The organism is Streptomyces sp. NPDC002276 (genome assembly GCF_053891435.1).
In genome coordinates, this window is record NZ_JBSFCQ010000005.1 from 394,704 (window position 1) to 410,047 (window position 15,344).

General features: G+C 70.0%; 16 protein-coding genes. 11 read left to right on the top strand and 5 right to left on the bottom strand.

What is annotated here, in order from left to right; genetic code table 11:
• On the bottom strand, positions 1–684 hold the full coding sequence (locus ACWIHT_RS16345) for a glycerophosphodiester phosphodiesterase (RefSeq protein WP_456168651.1): 684 nt from the start codon (positions 682–684) through the stop codon (positions 1–3).
• Positions 685–1,097: 413 nt separating this feature from the next.
• Here ACWIHT_RS16345 and ACWIHT_RS16350 point away from each other — a divergent pair, with 413 nt between their 5' ends.
• The 5 genes from ACWIHT_RS16350 to ACWIHT_RS16370 all read left to right on the top strand — a co-directional run bounded on the left by ACWIHT_RS16350 (position 1,098) and on the right by ACWIHT_RS16370 (position 5,707).
• On the top strand, positions 1,098–2,495 hold the full coding sequence (locus tag ACWIHT_RS16350; protein WP_456168653.1) for a DUF6421 family protein: 1,398 nt from the start codon (positions 1,098–1,100) through the stop codon (positions 2,493–2,495).
• 38 nt (positions 2,496–2,533) lie between these two features.
• Positions 2,534–3,280 (top strand): SDR family NAD(P)-dependent oxidoreductase, encoded by a 747-nt coding sequence (locus tag ACWIHT_RS16355; protein WP_456168851.1) that lies wholly within the window; start codon positions 2,534–2,536, stop codon positions 3,278–3,280.
• On the top strand, positions 3,277–4,347 hold the full coding sequence (locus ACWIHT_RS16360; RefSeq protein WP_456168655.1) for a threonine aldolase family protein: 1,071 nt from the start codon (positions 3,277–3,279) through the stop codon (positions 4,345–4,347). The genes ACWIHT_RS16355 and ACWIHT_RS16360 overlap by 4 nt, the downstream gene beginning before the upstream one ends.
• Positions 4,348–4,433: 86 nt before the next feature.
• Positions 4,434–5,006, top strand: coding sequence for a transglutaminase domain-containing protein (locus tag ACWIHT_RS16365; protein ID WP_456168657.1), 573 nt, complete (start codon positions 4,434–4,436; stop codon positions 5,004–5,006).
• Between the two features lie 8 nt (positions 5,007–5,014).
• A complete protein-coding gene (locus ACWIHT_RS16370; protein WP_456168659.1) occupies positions 5,015–5,707 on the top strand; it encodes a B3/B4 domain-containing protein in 693 nt (230 codons plus the stop codon).
• A gap of 4 nt (positions 5,708–5,711) precedes the next feature.
• Here the strand turns inward: ACWIHT_RS16370 and ACWIHT_RS16375 are convergent, their stop codons facing one another.
• A complete protein-coding gene (locus ACWIHT_RS16375; protein ID WP_456168661.1) occupies positions 5,712–6,440 on the bottom strand; it encodes a lysophospholipid acyltransferase family protein in 729 nt (242 codons plus the stop codon).
• Positions 6,441–6,625: 185 nt separating this feature from the next.
• Positions 6,626–7,042: a DUF4395 domain-containing protein gene (locus ACWIHT_RS16380; RefSeq protein WP_456168663.1), complete on the bottom strand. Its 417-nt coding sequence runs from the start codon at positions 7,040–7,042 to the stop codon at positions 6,626–6,628.
• A 75-nt stretch (positions 7,043–7,117) separates the two neighbouring features.
• Here ACWIHT_RS16380 and ACWIHT_RS16385 point away from each other — a divergent pair, with 75 nt between their 5' ends.
• From ACWIHT_RS16385 to ACWIHT_RS16400, 4 genes are all read left to right on the top strand, one after another.
• Positions 7,118–7,531 (top strand): TlpA family protein disulfide reductase, encoded by a 414-nt coding sequence (locus tag ACWIHT_RS16385; RefSeq protein WP_200711506.1) that lies wholly within the window; start codon positions 7,118–7,120, stop codon positions 7,529–7,531.
• A 208-nt stretch (positions 7,532–7,739) separates the two neighbouring features.
• The gene (locus ACWIHT_RS16390) at positions 7,740–8,249 is read left to right on the top strand and encodes a flavin reductase family protein (RefSeq protein WP_456168665.1); all 510 of its coding nucleotides are present in this window, start codon (positions 7,740–7,742) and stop codon (positions 8,247–8,249) included.
• 244 nt (positions 8,250–8,493) lie between these two features.
• Positions 8,494–9,282, top strand: coding sequence for an electron transfer flavoprotein subunit beta/FixA family protein (locus ACWIHT_RS16395; protein WP_200711508.1), 789 nt, complete (start codon positions 8,494–8,496; stop codon positions 9,280–9,282).
• 75 nt (positions 9,283–9,357) lie between these two features.
• Positions 9,358–10,320, top strand: a complete 963-nt coding sequence (locus ACWIHT_RS16400) for an electron transfer flavoprotein subunit alpha/FixB family protein (protein ID WP_200687898.1) — start codon at positions 9,358–9,360, stop codon at positions 10,318–10,320.
• A 68-nt stretch (positions 10,321–10,388) separates the two neighbouring features.
• Here the strand turns inward: ACWIHT_RS16400 and ACWIHT_RS16405 are convergent, their stop codons facing one another.
• A complete protein-coding gene (locus ACWIHT_RS16405; RefSeq protein ID WP_456168668.1) occupies positions 10,389–11,282 on the bottom strand; it encodes an endonuclease/exonuclease/phosphatase family protein in 894 nt (297 codons plus the stop codon).
• Between the two features lie 184 nt (positions 11,283–11,466).
• Here ACWIHT_RS16405 and ACWIHT_RS16410 point away from each other — a divergent pair, with 184 nt between their 5' ends.
• Together ACWIHT_RS16410 and ACWIHT_RS16415 are read left to right on the top strand one after the other, a co-directional pair.
• On the top strand, positions 11,467–12,771 hold the full coding sequence (locus ACWIHT_RS16410) for a DUF6986 family protein (protein WP_456168670.1): 1,305 nt from the start codon (positions 11,467–11,469) through the stop codon (positions 12,769–12,771).
• Positions 12,772–12,866: 95 nt separating this feature from the next.
• Positions 12,867–14,612, top strand: coding sequence for a protein kinase domain-containing protein (locus tag ACWIHT_RS16415; protein WP_456168672.1), 1,746 nt, complete (start codon positions 12,867–12,869; stop codon positions 14,610–14,612).
• Here the strand turns inward: ACWIHT_RS16415 and ACWIHT_RS16420 are convergent.
• Positions 14,558–15,340 carry a hypothetical protein gene (locus ACWIHT_RS16420; RefSeq protein ID WP_456168674.1) on the bottom strand — a complete coding sequence of 261 codons (783 nt, stop codon included), beginning with the start codon at positions 15,338–15,340 and terminating at the stop codon, positions 14,558–14,560. The genes ACWIHT_RS16415 and ACWIHT_RS16420 overlap by 55 nt on opposite strands.
• Positions 15,341–15,344: the final 4 nt, after the last annotated feature.

Genomic DNA, 15,344 nt, shown 5'->3' on the forward strand with positions numbered 1-15,344 from the left:
TCACGCCGTGAAGCGGCCCGTGCGTTTGATCTCCGGGTAGTCGGTGGTCGCGCCGTCCAGGCCCAGGGCGCGTACGAGCCGCAGTTGGTCCTGGGTGTTCACCACCCAGCCGATGATCTTCAGGTCCGCCTTGCGGGCCGCCTCGACGACCTCAAGGGTCAGCCTGCGGATGTTGAGGCAGACCGTTTCGGCGCCGGCCTCGGTGGCCCGCTCCACCACGTCCGGGCCGAAGCGGCTCGCGATCAGCGCGGTGCGTACGCCCGGCACCAGGCGCGCGATCTCGGTGATCGCCTCGTCGTGGAACGAGGACACCTCGACCCGTCCGACCAGGTCCCGCCGGTGCATGACCTCGGCCAGCGCCCGGGCCGCCGCCAGGTCCTTGATCTCCGCCTGGAGCGGTGACCGGACGGCGTCCAGCACCTCCTCGAAGGTCGGTACGCGCTCGCCGCGGCCCGCGTCCAGGGTGCGCAGCTCGTCGAGGGTCCGTTCGGCGATCGGACCGGTCCCGTCGGTCGTACGGTCCACGTCGGCGTCGTGCATGACGACGAGGGCGCCGTCCCTGCTCAGATGCAGATCGAGTTCGATGACATCGAGGCCTGCCTGCTCGGCGGCGACGAAGGAACGGAGAGTGTTCTCGGGTTCGAGACCCATGACTCCGCGATGACCGATGGTGAGGAAGTTCAAGGTTCGACTCGCTTCCGTCGACGGCGGCTCGGCACGCGCGCGTGGGCGCGGCCGGACATCGGCGTCCACGCGGCAGAGCCGCAGCCTAACGGCCGGGCCCGGCGTTGGACCCGCGCGTACACGGAGGATCGCGGAGGATCGCGGAGACGTCGGCGGCCGACCCGCACGGCACCGGTCGGGAAGGTCACCCCGGGGTGGGCGAGTTCCGGGGCGATTGACCGGTGGCCGGTTTCGACGTCTCGCTCCCTGGGTAGCCGCGCGATGGCTCTTCGTCGGCCTTCACGGTTTCCGGCAGGAAAAAGTTCGGTCACGAGCAGGGGTCGACAGGATAATTTCCCGAAGGTCCCCTTGCTGGGAGAAACCACATATGTATACGGTTTCCATACGCTGGGTTCTCCCGTGGAGGAAGTGACATGACGGAAATTCTTGTGCAGGTGGGTTCGGAGGAGCAGGTTCCTCCCGTGACCAGGGTGGTTGAGCATCCGGCATGGCCCGTGCTCAAGGATGCCGTGGAGCGGATCCGGCCATGGCAGGCCAAGGACGGGTCGATCGACTTCACGGCCGAGGGCGCCCCGGACCGCGTGGAGGTCGAGTTCGCCGTACGCCGGGTGACAGGTGCCGTCGAGGAGCTCTCGCCGCTGCTCCCGCACGATGCCGCCTATCACGCCGCTCTGGTCAGGGACCTGGAGCAGTGGGCCGCCGACGGCTTCCACGTGCCCGACTTCCTCGACTCGCTGCTGGCCTTCCAGCCCGCCGCGAACCGCCGGGACGGACTCCAGCACCTGGTCGTCTTCCCGATGTACACGCAGAACGGCAACCCGGACCGCAACCTCGAAGCGGTCGTCCTGCGCATGGTCTGGCCCGACTGGCTGGCCGAGCTGGAGGCGACCCGCTACGACAACCCGCTGTTCTGCGGCATCACCTTCGAGGACTTCACGACCGGCTACGACACCAACTCGGCCGTGCTCTTCCCGGAGACCATCGCCGTACGCCAGGCGCCGGAACGGTTCTCCTGGGGTGGGATCTTCTGCGACCGCGAGGCCGCCCGCTTCCGCCGGGTCACCGAGGCCGCCGTGGAGATTCTCGGCATGCGGCTGCCCGAGGACATCGCCACCATGGTCGACGACCAGAAGCGCTGCGAGGAGGCCTTCGTCCTGTGGGACATGGTCCACGACCGCACCCACAGCCACGGCGACCTGCCCTTCGACCCGTTCATGATCAAGCAGCGCCAGCCGTTCTGGATGTACGGCCTCGAAGAGCTGCGCTGCGACCTCACCGCCTTCAAGGAGGCCGTGCAGCTGGAGGCCGACGGCGTCCCGCAGGCCCGTGACGTGCAGTACGCGGTCCTCTGCGACCGCATGTTCCGCTTCCCGGTCACCGGCGAGCGCGTGCGCAACTACGACGGACTCGGCGGCCAGCTCCTCTTCGCCTACCTCCACAAGCACGACGTCGTCCGCTGGACCGACAACAAGCTGCACATCGACTGGCAGCGCGCCCCCGAGGTCACCAACCAGCTGTGCGCCGAGATCGAGGACCTCTACCGCGCGGGCATCGACCGCCCCAAGCTCGTCCACTGGTTCAAGGCCTACGACCTGGTCGCCACCTATCTCGCCCCGCACCCCGGCTCCAAGTGGGCCAAGGGCCCCGACGCCCTGGACCTGAGCCAGCCGCCGCGGAAACTCGTGGATGACGTGCTTCCGGACGAGTTTCCGCTGAGCATGTTCTATGAGGCCCTCTCCAAGAAGCTCAAGAACGTGATCGCCTCGACCCGGGGCATCACGGCGGAGAGTGCCGAGCGGATCGCCGCGTGAGCGACCGTACGACCGAAGTGGCTCAGGAGGCGAGGACCATGGGGAACGGGGCGCTCAACGGCGCGGTGATCGCGGTGGCCGGAGCGGGCGGGCCGGCCGGTCATGCCGTGCTGCTGCGGCTCGCCGAGGCGGGCGCGACCGTAGTGGGCGCGGACGCGCACCCCGAGCGCCTGGCGGAGGCCGTGGACGCGGCCCGCTACGCGCACGGAGGCGCCACCGTCGTCGGCGACACCGTCGACCTGCTCGACCCGCAGGCGACCCGCGACTGGGCCGAGCACATCGAGAAGGACTTCGGCCGCGTCGACGGCCTGGTCCACCTCGTCGGCGGCTGGCGCGGCAGCGCCACCTTCACCGAGACCGACCTCGCCGACTGGGACCTGCTGGAGAAGCTGCTCATCCGCACCGTCCAGCACACCTCCCTGGCCTTCTACGACGGCCTGGAGCGCAGCGACCGCGGCCGTTACCTGCTGATCAGCGCGGCGGGTGCCAGCAAGCCCACGGCGGGCAACGCCGCGTACTCCGCCTCCAAGGCCGCCGCCGAGGCCTGGACCCTCGCCATGGCCGACGGCTACCGCAAGGCGGGGGGCACGGACGGGCCCACCTCCGCCGCCGCCATCATGGTGGTGAAGGCGTTGGTGCACGACGCGATGCGCGCCGAACGCCCCAACGCGAAGTTCGCGGGCTTCACCGACGTCAAGGACCTCGCCGAGGCCATCGCCGGCGTCTGGGGCAAGCCCGCCGCCGAAGTGAACGGAAACCGTCTGTGGCTGACCGAGAAGCCGTGAACCCTCCGAAGACCGACGCACGGCGCCACCACGACCCGGAGATCCGCGGCTTCGCCAGCGACAACTACGCCGGCGCCCACCCCGAGGTGCTGGCTGCCTTGGCGGTGGCCAACGGCGGCCATCAGGTCGCCTACGGAGAGGACGACTACACCGAGAACCTCCAGGGCATCATCCGCAGCCACTTCGGTGCCACCGCCGAGGCTTTCCCGGTCTTCAACGGCACCGGCGCCAACGTCGTCGCACTCCAGGCGGTCACCGACCGCTGGGGCGCGGTGATCTGCGCCGAGAGCGCCCACATCAACGTCGACGAGGGCGGCGCCCCCGAACGCATGGGCGGCCTGAAGCTGCTCACGGTGCCCACCCCTGACGGCAAGCTCACGCCCGAACTGATCGACCGGCAGGCGTACGGCTGGGACGACGAGCACCGTGCGATGCCGCAGGTCGTCTCGATCACCCAGAGCACCGAACTCGGCACCCTGTACACGCCCGACGAGATCCGCGCGATCTGCGACCACGCCCACGCGCGTGGCATGAAGGTCCACCTCGACGGCTCCCGGATAGCCAACGCGGCGGCCTCGTTGGACGTCCCCATGCGGACGTTCACCAACGCGGTCGGCGTCGACATCCTCTCCCTGGGCGGGACGAAGAACGGCGCGATCTTCGGCGAGGCGGTCGTGGTGATCGACCAGGACGCCGTCAGCCACATGAAGCACCTGCGCAAGCTGTCCATGCAGCTGGCCTCCAAGATGCGCTTCGTCTCTGTGCAGTTGGAGGCGCTGCTCGCCAAGGACCTGTGGCTGCGCAACGCCCGCCACGCCAACGAGATGGCCCAGCGCCTCGCCGAGGGCGTCCGCGCGGTGCACGGTGTGGAGATCCTCTACCCGGTGCAGGCCAACGGTGTTTTCGCCCGCCTCCCGCACGATGTGAGCGTGCGCCTTCAGGAGCGCTTCCGGTTCTACTTCTGGGACGAGGCCGCCGGTGACGTCCGCTGGATGTGCGGCTTCGATACGACCGAGGACGACGTGGACGCGTTCGTGGCGGCGCTCAAGGAGGAGATGGCGCGGTAGTCGATCCTCTTGCATTACTGCATAGGTATGCGGTAACCTGAAAAGTCATTGACTCTCGGGTGATCGCTTTCCTATGCTCTCCGGTCATGGAGCTGATCCAGAACACCCCCGACCTGTCCGCCTACTTGGCAGCTGACGAGGTCATCGACCACGAGCATCCCCTTGTCCGGGAGGCGGCCGCGCGTCTCGCCGCGGGCGCCGCGGACTCGTATGGCTATGCACGGCTGGCCTTCGAGTTCGTGCGGGACGGGATTCCCCACTCGCAGGACGTCGGCGATCCGCGCGTCACCTGGCGGGCCTCCGACGTCCTGGAGCAGGGCGCCGGCATCTGCTACGCCAAGGCGCACGCGCTGGCCGCGCTGCTGCGGGCCGAGGACATCCCGACGGCCCTGTGCTATCAGAAGTTCGACGTGGTGCACGGGCTGGTCGCCGTGCGGTTCAACGGGGCCTGGCACCGGCAGGATCCGCGCGGCAACAAGCCGGGAGTGGACGCGCAGTTCTCCCTCGACGGCGAGCGGTTGGCCTTCGTACCCGATCCGGAGTTCAATGAGCTGGACTACCCGGTCCTGTACGCTGAACCGCACCCGGTCGTGCTGAGCGCCCTCAAGGCCGCCCCCGACCGGCCGCACCTGTGGCAGACGCTCCCGACCGCACTCTGAGGCACCTCATGACGCTCACCCTGACCGTGACCGATGAAGTCCACGCCCTCGCACCCGGTTTCACGCATGTCGTGATCGAGGCGCAGGGACTGGTCAACGGGCCCAGCACGGAAGCGAGTTCGGCGCTGCTCGACGACGCGGCCCGCAGGCTGGCCGTACGGCTGGACGGTCGTGCCCCGCACGAGGACCCGCACATGGTGGCCTGGCGCGAGGTGTACACGGCGTTCGGGTCGAAGCCGTCGCGCACCCGCAACTCGGCGGAGGCGCTGGCCAAGAGGGCGCTCACGGACGCGGGACTGCCCCGGATCAATGTGCTGGTCGACCTCTACAACGCCATCAGCGTCGCGTACTTGATCCCCGTGGGCGGTGAGGACGCCGACCGCGTCCAGGGCGGCATGACCCTCCAACGGGCCACCGGGGGCGAGGAGTTCGTCACTGTCGCGGGCGGCGAGGAGGTCGTCGAGCACCCCGACGCGGGCGAGGTGGTGTGGACCGACGCGGTCGGTGTCACCTGCCGCCGCTGGAACTGGCGACAGGGGCCGCGCACCAGGCTGACCGAGCAATCGACGTCGGCGGTCTTCCTGTTGGAGGGTCTGGCGCCGATGCCCGTCGCCGAGGTGGAGCGCGCGGGGGCCGAACTCGCCGAACTGCTGGAGAAGTTCAGCCCCGGGGCACGGATCACCGTCCACGCCCCGGCGTGACGATTCAGCGAGCCTCGGCCGCCTTGACCTCTTCGGCGGTGGGTGCGGTACCCCCGAGATGGGCCGGCATCCACCAGGTGTCGTCGGGGCCGTTCGGCCGCACCGGATAGGCGCGCTGGGCGGCTTCCAGCAACTCCTGGATGCGCTCGCGCAGTCGGCGGGTGATCGCGCCCGCGTACTGGTCCTGGGGGGCCTCCACCGGCTCGCCGACCCGGATGGTGATCGGGGTGTGGCTGCGCTTGAAGTTCTTCGGGTGACCCTTGGTCCACAGTCGCTGGGTGCCCCACAGCGCCATCGGGATCAGCGGGACGCCGGCCTCCTGGGCCATGCGCGCGGCACCGGACTTGAAGCTCTTCAGGGTGAAGGACTGCGAGATCGTCGCCTCGGGGAAGACGCCGACGATCTCACCGGACCGCAGCGACTCCAGCGCGTGCTGGTAGGCGGTCTCGCCCTGCTTGCGGTCCACCGGGATGTGCTTCATGCCGCGCATCAGCGGACCGGAGATCTTGTGCCGGAACACCGACTCCTTCGCCATGAAGCGCACCAAGCGCTTCTGGGGCAGGGCGGCCAGGCCGTCGAAGATGAAGTCCAGATAGCTGATGTGGTTGCTGACCAGCACAGCACCGCCCGAGCGCGGAATGTTCTCCGTTCCCTTGCAGTCGATCTTGAGGTCCCAGACCTTGAACAACGTTTGGGCGAGACCGACGACGGGACGGTAGACAAGCTCAGCCATGGACGGGGTGGACCCTTCTCTCTGCCTGAAGGGGTTCTCCGGGCGGGAAAGTTACGCAGCCGTAGGTTTACGGCATTGCGCAGATCGTGCCCGAAGAACGGACGACTGGCCAGTCCTCGTGCCCCAGAACGGCGAGATCCTCGTCACGTCCATCACTTGATCCACCTCGTACTTTTAAATTGCCTTTACTCTGCGCGAACCGTCACCCGGCGTACGAGCAGGTACATCTCGCACCCGAGGCAGTACCCGAACGCGGCATTGAGGAACGCGGCGGCGAGCGCGGCACCGGTCGCCGCGAGCCCCAGCCAGGTCGGTCCCACGCCGAAACCGACCAGACCCACCCCGGCGAAGACCAGCCCGACCGCCTGCGCGAACCGCGGCGGCTCCGGCGACTCGAACTCGGTCGGCGGCCCGATCCGGGGCCGTACGGCCTTCCGGAACAGCCAGCCGTACGGCGAGCGGCCCACGCCGCCCGCCGCGCCCAGCGCGAACGCCAGGGTCTGCCAGGCCAGCAGCCAGAAGCTGCCGGTGACCAGCACGACCGCCAGTACCGCGGTCGTCAGGGCCGCCCCGAAGCGCGGCCCTCTCACATCGATGTCCATGAACCTAGGATTCCGCAGCGGAAACGATTCGTGGTGCTGGGAATCTTTGCAGTCTCGTGAACGCTGGAGCAGGGGATGACCGGACTCGTGGTGTGCGTGGCGGTGCTCGCGGTGGCGAGCGCCTACGGAGTGCTGCATCGGCGGCGGAGCGGGAGGGTACGGGTGCGCGGGCGCGACGGCGGAAAACGGCTCGGTGCCACCGAGTTGGGCGGCGACCTCGGCGAGAAGGCCACCCTGGTGCAGTTCTCCAGCGCCTTCTGCGCGCCCTGCCGGGCCACCCGCCGGGTGCTGGGCGAGGTCGCCGGCATGGTCCCCGGAGTGCGTCACATCGAGATCGACGCCGAGGACCATCTGGACCTCGTACGGGAACTCGACATCCTGAAGACCCCCACCGTGCTGGTGCTCGACGCGGACGGACGCGTCGTGCGGCGCGCCACCGGCCTCCCCCGCAAGGCGGATGTCATCGCTGCCCTGGGGGAGGCGGTTTGACGATTCGGGCGGAAGCGGTGAGTCATCTCCCATATGCCGGAACGTACTTGACTGCGCACACCACCTATCGTCAGCCTGACTGTATGCCTTCGGAACTCCTTCTTTTCGGGCGGGTGCACGTCGACCTCGCACGCACCGCGAGCGCGTGCTGTCCGGGCTGTTGAGCAGCCACGGTCCCGCTCGTCGCCTCCCCAAGAAGGACAGCCCCATGACGGCCACGCCCGATCTCGGCACCTCCCAGCTCGCCTCTCCCGACCTGCTGCGTTCCGTCTTCCGGCAGCACGCGGCCGGTGTGGCGGTGATCACCGCGCGCGGTGAGGCCGGTCCGGTCGGCTTCACCGCCACCTCCCTCAGCTCCGTCTCGGCCCAGCCCCCGATGCTGTCCTTCGGGATCAGCACCGGCGCGTCCAGCTGGCCCGCGATATCCGGGGCCGACCATGTCGGCGTGCACGTACTCGGCGAGCACCAGGAGCAGTTGGCCGCCACCTTCGCCCGCAGCGGCGCCGACCGGTTCGGGGCGCCCACCGTCTGGCACGAGGGGCCCGAGGGTGTGCCGGTCCTCGACGGCGTGCTCGCCTGGCTGGTGTGCCGGGTCGTCGCGCGCGTGCCCGCGGGGGACCATCGCATCGTCATCGCCGAGGTCGTCCTCGGTGACCACGCCGGCTCCGGCCGTCCGCTCCTCTACCACCAGGGGCGCTTCAACGGGCTGCGTGACTGAGACCACTCCCGATGGGTGACGGGCCACCCTGCGGAAGCGTCGAGTTCCGATTACGCTGCGTTGCACAGGTCACAGTTCAAAGCGCTTGCTTAGCGGGCATCTGCTGAGGGAGCGTAGTGCTGCGTACTGGCGAGTAATATTTCGCTCGGAGCACCGGCCGCCCGCACCGGGAACGGCCGTTCAAGGCGCCTATGCTGCCTGGAAGTAGGCAGCCGAAAAATGACGATGCAGTAGGAGAGCCGGCGTGAGCTTGAGGATCGTTGTCACTGTGAAGTACGTGCCCGACGCCACTGGCGACCGGCACTTCGCCGATGACCTGACCGTCGACCGGGACGACGTGGACGGTCTGCTCTCCGAGCTCGACGAGTACGCGGTCGAGCAGGCGCTGCAGATCTCCGAGAACTCGGACGACGACGTGGAGATCACCGTCCTGACCGTCGGCCCGGAGGACGCCAAGGACGCCCTGCGCAAGGCGCTGTCCATGGGCGCCGACAAGGCGATCCACGTCGAGGACGACGACCTGCACGGCACCGACGTCATCGGCACCTCCCTGGTACTGGCCAAGGCGATCGAGAAGGCCGGCTTCGATCTGGTCGTCTCCGGCATGGCCTCCACCGACGGCACCGCCGGTGTGATCCCCGCCCTGCTGGCCGAGCGCCTGGGCGTCCCCCAGGTCACGTTGCTCTCCGAGGTCTCCGTCGAGGACGGTGTCGTCAAGGGCCGCCGGGACGGCGACAGCGCCTCCGAGCAGCTGGAGGCCTCCCTGCCGGCCGTCGTGTCCGTCACCGACCAGTCGGGCGAGGCGCGTTACCCGTCCTTCAAGGGCATCATGGCCGCCAAGAAGAAGCCGGTTCAGGCCTGGGACCTCTCCGACCTGGAGATCGACACCGACGAGGTCGGCCTCGAAGGCGCCTGGACCGCCGTCGACTCCGCGGCCCAGCGCCCCGCGCGCACCGCCGGCACGATCGTCAAGGACGAGGGCGAGGGCGGCAAGCAGCTCGCCGAGTTCCTCGCGGGCCAGAAGTTCATCTAGGCCCCAAGGGCCACGGCCCGCCGCAGGCTCCCTCACCGCCCCTCAGACTTCGCAAGCACGCAGGAGACCATTCCCATGGCTGAAGTTCTCGTCTACGTCGACCACGTGGACGGCGCCGTCCGCAAGCCCACCCTGGAGCTGCTGACGCTGGCCCGCCGTATCGGCGAGCCCGTCGCGGTCGCCCTCGGCTCCGGTGCCGAGAACACCGCCGCCGCGCTCGCCGAGCACGGCGCGGTGAAGGTGCTCACGCACGACGCCGCCGAGTACGCCGACTACCTCGTCGTACCGAAGGTGGACGCCCTCCAGGCCGCCTACGACGCCGTCTCCCCGGCCGCCGTCCTGGTGCCGTCCTCCGCCGAGGGCAAGGAGATCGCCGCCCGCCTCGCGGTGCGCATCGGCTCCGGCATCATCACCGACGCCACCGACCTGGAGGCCGGTGACGAGGGCCCGGTCGCCACGCAGTCGGTGTTCGCCGCCTCCTTCACCACCAAGACCCGTGTCTCCAAGGGCACCCCGGTCATCACCGTGAAGCCCAACTCGGCCGCCGTGGAGGCCGCCCCGGCCGCCGGTACGGTCGAGGCGCTCGCGGTCACCTTCTCGGACAAGGCCACCGGCACCAAGGTCACCGCGCGCACCCCGCGCGAGTCGACCGGCCGCCCGGAGCTGACCGAGGCCGCGATCGTCGTCTCCGGCGGCCGTGGCGTCAACGGCTCGGAGAACTTCGCGATCATCGAGGCGCTCGCCGACTCCCTCGGCGCGGCCGTCGGCGCCTCGCGCGCCGCCGTCGACGCCGGCTGGTACCCGCACTCCAACCAGGTCGGCCAGACAGGCAAGAGCGTCTCCCCGCAGCTCTACATCGCCAACGGCATCTCCGGCGCGATCCAGCACCGCGCGGGCATGCAGACCTCGAAGACGATCGTGGCCGTCAACAAGGACGCCGAGGCCCCGATCTTCGACCTCGTCGACTACGGCGTGGTCGGCGACCTCTTCGACGTCGTCCCGCAGCTCACCGAGGAGATCAACACCCGCAAGGGCTGATCTCCACAAGTGCCGTCAGGCCCCTGCGACCCGCGCGGTCGTGGGGGCTTCGGCATCTCCCGGGCCGCTCATCCCAGGCTGATCGTGGACTGCACGGGCAGATGGTCGCTGGGGAACTGGCTGTTCTCGGAGAACGTGTCGATGGCCGTACGGCGCACGGTGATCCCCTCGCTGACCAGGATCCAGTCGATGCGGTTCCCTTCGGGGATGAGCGCGCGATAGCCGTGGAAGGTGCCGTACAGCGGCCCGCGCCCGGCCGCCGCGTCCCAGGTGTCCCTGAGGCCGGCGCCCAGCATCGTCTCGTAGACCGAGGTGGTGTACGCGGCGGTGTTGAAGTCGCCGGTCACCACGATCGGCAGGGAGCGGTCGAGACGGGCGAGGCGCTGGGCGATGAGCGTGGCGGCACGCTCGCGCGCGTACTGACTCGCATTGTCCAGATGGGTGTTGAGGACGTAGAACTGCCGTCCGCCGTCCCCGAGGTCGCGGAAGCGGATCCAGGTGGCGATGCGCGGGTGGTCTCCGCCCCAGGTGTTCGAGCCGATCACCGAGGGCGTGTCGGAGAGCCAGAACTGGTCGTACTCGACGGGCGCGAGTCGGCGGGTGTCGTAGAAGATCGCCGTCTCCTCGTCGAAGCTGCCGCCCTTGCGGCCGCCGCCGATCCAGTCGTAGTGCGGCGCGAGGTCCTGCTTGATGTTCTGGAGCTGCGCGTAGAGGCCCTCCTGGGTGCCGATGATGTCGGGGGCCGCGCGGAGCAGCAGGTCGCGCATCACCGGGCGGCGGACCTTCCAGCTGTTGGGTTCCTCGCTGCTCGCGTAGCGCAGGTTGAAGGTCATGACGTCCAGCAGGCGGGTCTCCTTCCGGGCGGTTCCGGAGCGTGCGGTTCCGATGAGTGGCAGGGCGACGGCGGCCGCCACCAGTGTGGTGAGCCCGGCGCGCCGCGTCACCGTCCTGACAGTAGCCATGTGCGTCCCCTCCCCTTGGGAGTCAGGATGAAGGGGCGGAGAGCTGGGCGGAAGAGGGCCTCGGGGCGGGAGTGAACGGTGTGGGTTCACGCCGTGGACAGGGTGTTGACCGGCGGGAAGATCCACGGATAACTTCGTTCTACGGATTGTTGATTCCGTAGAGCGGAAACCTGGAGGCTGTGGAATGGGTCAGGGCGAGCAGGAGAAGGTGGCGACGAGTCTCGCGGGCGCGGTCGGCGAGGAGATCAGCGCCTCCCTGGCACCGGTCGACGCCGAACTGGAGCGGCGCTACCCCGGCGACCCCGGCACCCGCCAGCCCGTCCACACGGTCTACGTCCCCGGTGACGCCTTCGCCGCCGACACCATCCGCACCTGGGGCGACCGCGCCCTCGCCGCCCTCGACGAGCACGCACCCGACGCGGCCTCCTTCGCCGCCGTCCTCGGCCTCTCCGACGAACTCGCCGAGCCCGTCCACGCGCGCGTGCGGGCCAAGTTGGAGCGCGAGCCCATCGAGGACCTGCGCGTCGACTTCGAGGACGGCTACGGCCCCCGCCCCGACGCCGAGGAGGACGAGGCCGCCGCCCGCGCGGCCCGGCTGATCGCCGAGGCGTACCAGAAGGGCACGGCGGCCCCGTACATGGGCATCCGGATGAAGTGCATGGAGGCGCCGGTACGGGACCGGGGCATCCGCACCCTCGACATCTTCCTGACCGGACTGATGGCGGCCGGTGGACTGCCCGAGGGGCTGGTCCTGACCCTGCCCAAGGTCACCTACGCGGAGCAGGTCACCGCGATGGTGCGACTCCTGGAGGCCTTCGAGAAGGCACACGGACTCGCCGTCGGCCGGATCGGCTTCGAGATCCAGATCGAGACCAGCCAGTCCATCCTGGCCACCGACGGCACCGCCACGGTCGCCCGCATGATCCAGGCCGCCGAGGGCCGCGCCACCGGCCTGCACTACGGCACCTTCGACTACAGCGCCTGCCTCGGTGTCTCCGCCGCCTACCAGGCCAGCGACCACCCCGCCGCCGACCACGCGAAGGCCGTCATGCAGGTCGCGGCGGCCGGGACCGGAGTGCGCGTCTCGGACGGCTCCACCAACGTGCTGCCGGTCGGTCCGACGGACCGGGTCCACGACGCCTGGCGGCTGCACTACGGCCTCACCAGGCGGGCGCTGGCCCGCGCCTACTACCAGGGCTGGGACATGCACCCCGGCCACATCCCCACCCGCTACGCGGCCGTCTTCGCCTTCTACCGCGAGGGCTTCGAACAGGCCGCCGCCCGCCTCGCCCGCTACGCCAACCGGGCCGGCGGCGACGTCATGGACGAGCCCGCGACCGCCAAGGCCCTCAGCGGTTATCTGCTGCGCGGCCTGGACTGCGGCGCGCTCGACATCGCCGAGGTGGCGGGTGCGACCGGGCTGACCCGGACGGACCTGGAGGGCTTCGCCGCGCCACGCCGGGGCGACCTGACGGCGTCCGCCAAGTAGCGGACCTGTCACAGCTGTCGCCGCCCCCTCCTGTTGTCACTGCCGCCCCGTAGGCTGTACGGCGTTCATGGTTGTGCCACAGAAACGGAGCGGCAGTGTCTTCGGGGGAGAGCGGACGCGTGGACGGAGTCGGCCGACTGCTGGCCGGACGCTATCGCGTCGTGGCCCGGCTCGGGCGCGGCGGTATGGGCGTGGTCTGGCGCGCCGTCGACGAGGTCCTGGGCCGTGAGGTCGCGGTCAAGGAACTGCGCTCCTTCACCGACGACTACGCGCCCGAACTCGCCGATCTGCGGCTGCGGATGCAGCGCGAGGCACGGGCGGCGGCGAGGGTCCGCCATCCCGGTGTCGTCGCCGTGCACGACATCGCTGAGGTCGACGGTCGCCCGCTGATCGTCATGGAGCTGATCGACGGTCCCTCCCTGGACGACGTGCTGGGGGAGCGCGGCCCCGTCGACCCGCGCGAGGCGGCCGGGATCGGCGCGAAGGTGATGGAGGCGCTGGCCGCCGCCCACGCCGCCGGTGTGCTGCACCGCGATGTGAAGCCCGGGAACATCCTGCTGGAGCGCTCGGGCCGGGTCGTCCTCACGGACTTCGGCATAGCGACCATGGACGACCCGGGCGACGGCTCCGCCACGCACCTCACGCGCAGCGGCGAACTCATCGGCTCCCTGGACTACTTGGCTCCCGAACGGGCGCAGGGCGCCGACCCCGGCCCGGCCTCCGACGTCTGGGCCCTGGGCGCCACGCTGTACGCGGCCGTCGAGGGCGCCTCACCGTTCCGCCGCACCTCGACGTACTCCACGCTCACGGCGATCGTCGACGAGCCCCTGCCGGAACCCCACCGCGCCGGTCCGCTCGCCCCCGTCCTGCGTCAACTCCTCGACAAACGCCCCGAGTCCCGCCCCGACGCCGACCAGGCGCGCAGTCTGCTGGAGGCGGTGGCGCAGGCGCCGGAGACGGACTCGCCGACGACTCTGTTGCGGGAGGCCGAGGGAGGGCCTGCCGCCGTGTCGGCGGCGGGAGAACAGGCCCCCGGTTCCTCGGCGCGGCCGACTGGAGCCGATGCCCCTCCGCCCGCCTCCACTCCAACTCCCACCTCCGCACCCCAAGGCTTCGGCCCGCCCCTCGCCCCGGTACCCCACCCGACCCCACCGACCGGGCCCATAGCGCGCCCCGCCCGCCCCCGCCGCAAGGCACGCGTGCTGATCGCCGCCGCTGCCACGGCGGTCGTCCTCGCCGGTGCCGGAGTGGTCGTCGCCCACTACGCCAACTCCGGTGACGCCTCGGTCACTTCCCAGGGCGGCTCACCCCCGGTCCAGGACGTCGGCGCCTCCTCGCCCACCGCACGCGCGGACGCCAAGCGCTCGGACTCCGCCAAGCCCACCGGACAGGGCGCCGACGGGACCCAGACACCGACCCAGCAGCACACCGACAAGGGCGACGACCCGACGGCCAAGCAATCTCCCACCGCCTCGCCGAGCAGGTCCACGTCCTCCGGCGGCGGAGGCAGCACGGGCGGCAGCAGCACCCCCACCAACGGAACCAGCTCCAGCCCCGCCCCGGCCTGCCAGTCCATCGGCGGCGGCAAATACAACTGCCAGGTGTGGCGCACCGCCAAGTCCTACACCGCGTCCGGCACCGAGGCGGGCGTGCTCGGCGCGGGCACCAACTACTTCTACTGCCAGGTGAACCTGGGCCGCCGCGAGACCTACGGCCAGTGGACCAACGTCTGGTGGGCGAAGACGGACGACGACAGCGGCAACACGGACGTCTATGTCAGCGACGTCTACATCAAGGGCGGGGGCAACGACGAGCCGGTCCCGGGACTCCCGGTCTGCTGAGGCCGTACGAAGCGCTCCAGACCCGACACCGTCACCAACCCCTCCTCCCGGAACAGCCGCGTACCCCGCTCGCACAATTCCCGGTCCCCGCGTGCCCGCGCACAGAACTCCTCCGGCGTCCGCCCGAACAGCTTCCTCAACTCCGGTGAGGCGGCGAGAAGTTCGGTGAGCAGCGCGCGCTCGCCCGGATGCCGGCGCGGCACACCCGTTGCGTCACGCAGCACCCCGTACCGGTTGACATAGACATACGCGCCCAGCAGTGACTCCCCGGAGTCCGACGACGCGAATCGGAACTCGGGCCCGGTCAACCACGCCCGGTCGTATGCCCCTTCACTCGCGTCCACCACCGCGAGCTGCCGCGCGTCGAACCACGTCACGAACAACTCCCGTACAACACCCGGTGAGTTGACCGGCGACGCGGACACATAGCCCACGCGGCTCACATGCGCCGAGACACCGACGTCGACACCGGTGACCCGTACCTTCACCATCGGCACGGGGGAGCCGATCCCGAACTCCGCCATCTTGTGCCGCAGTTGACCGGGACAGGCGTTGGAACCGATGGCGAGGACCGGAGTGCGGTCCTCGTACGCGAAGCGGTCGGCGAGGGGCAACAGCCGGTCCCCGACGAGGAGTCCGGAGGTGGCGGGCCAGACACCCGGGTAGTCGAGCGGGAACTCACGCGGCGCCCGGGCCAGCCCCAGAGCCTCCAGCGTACGGTCGTTCACGGGT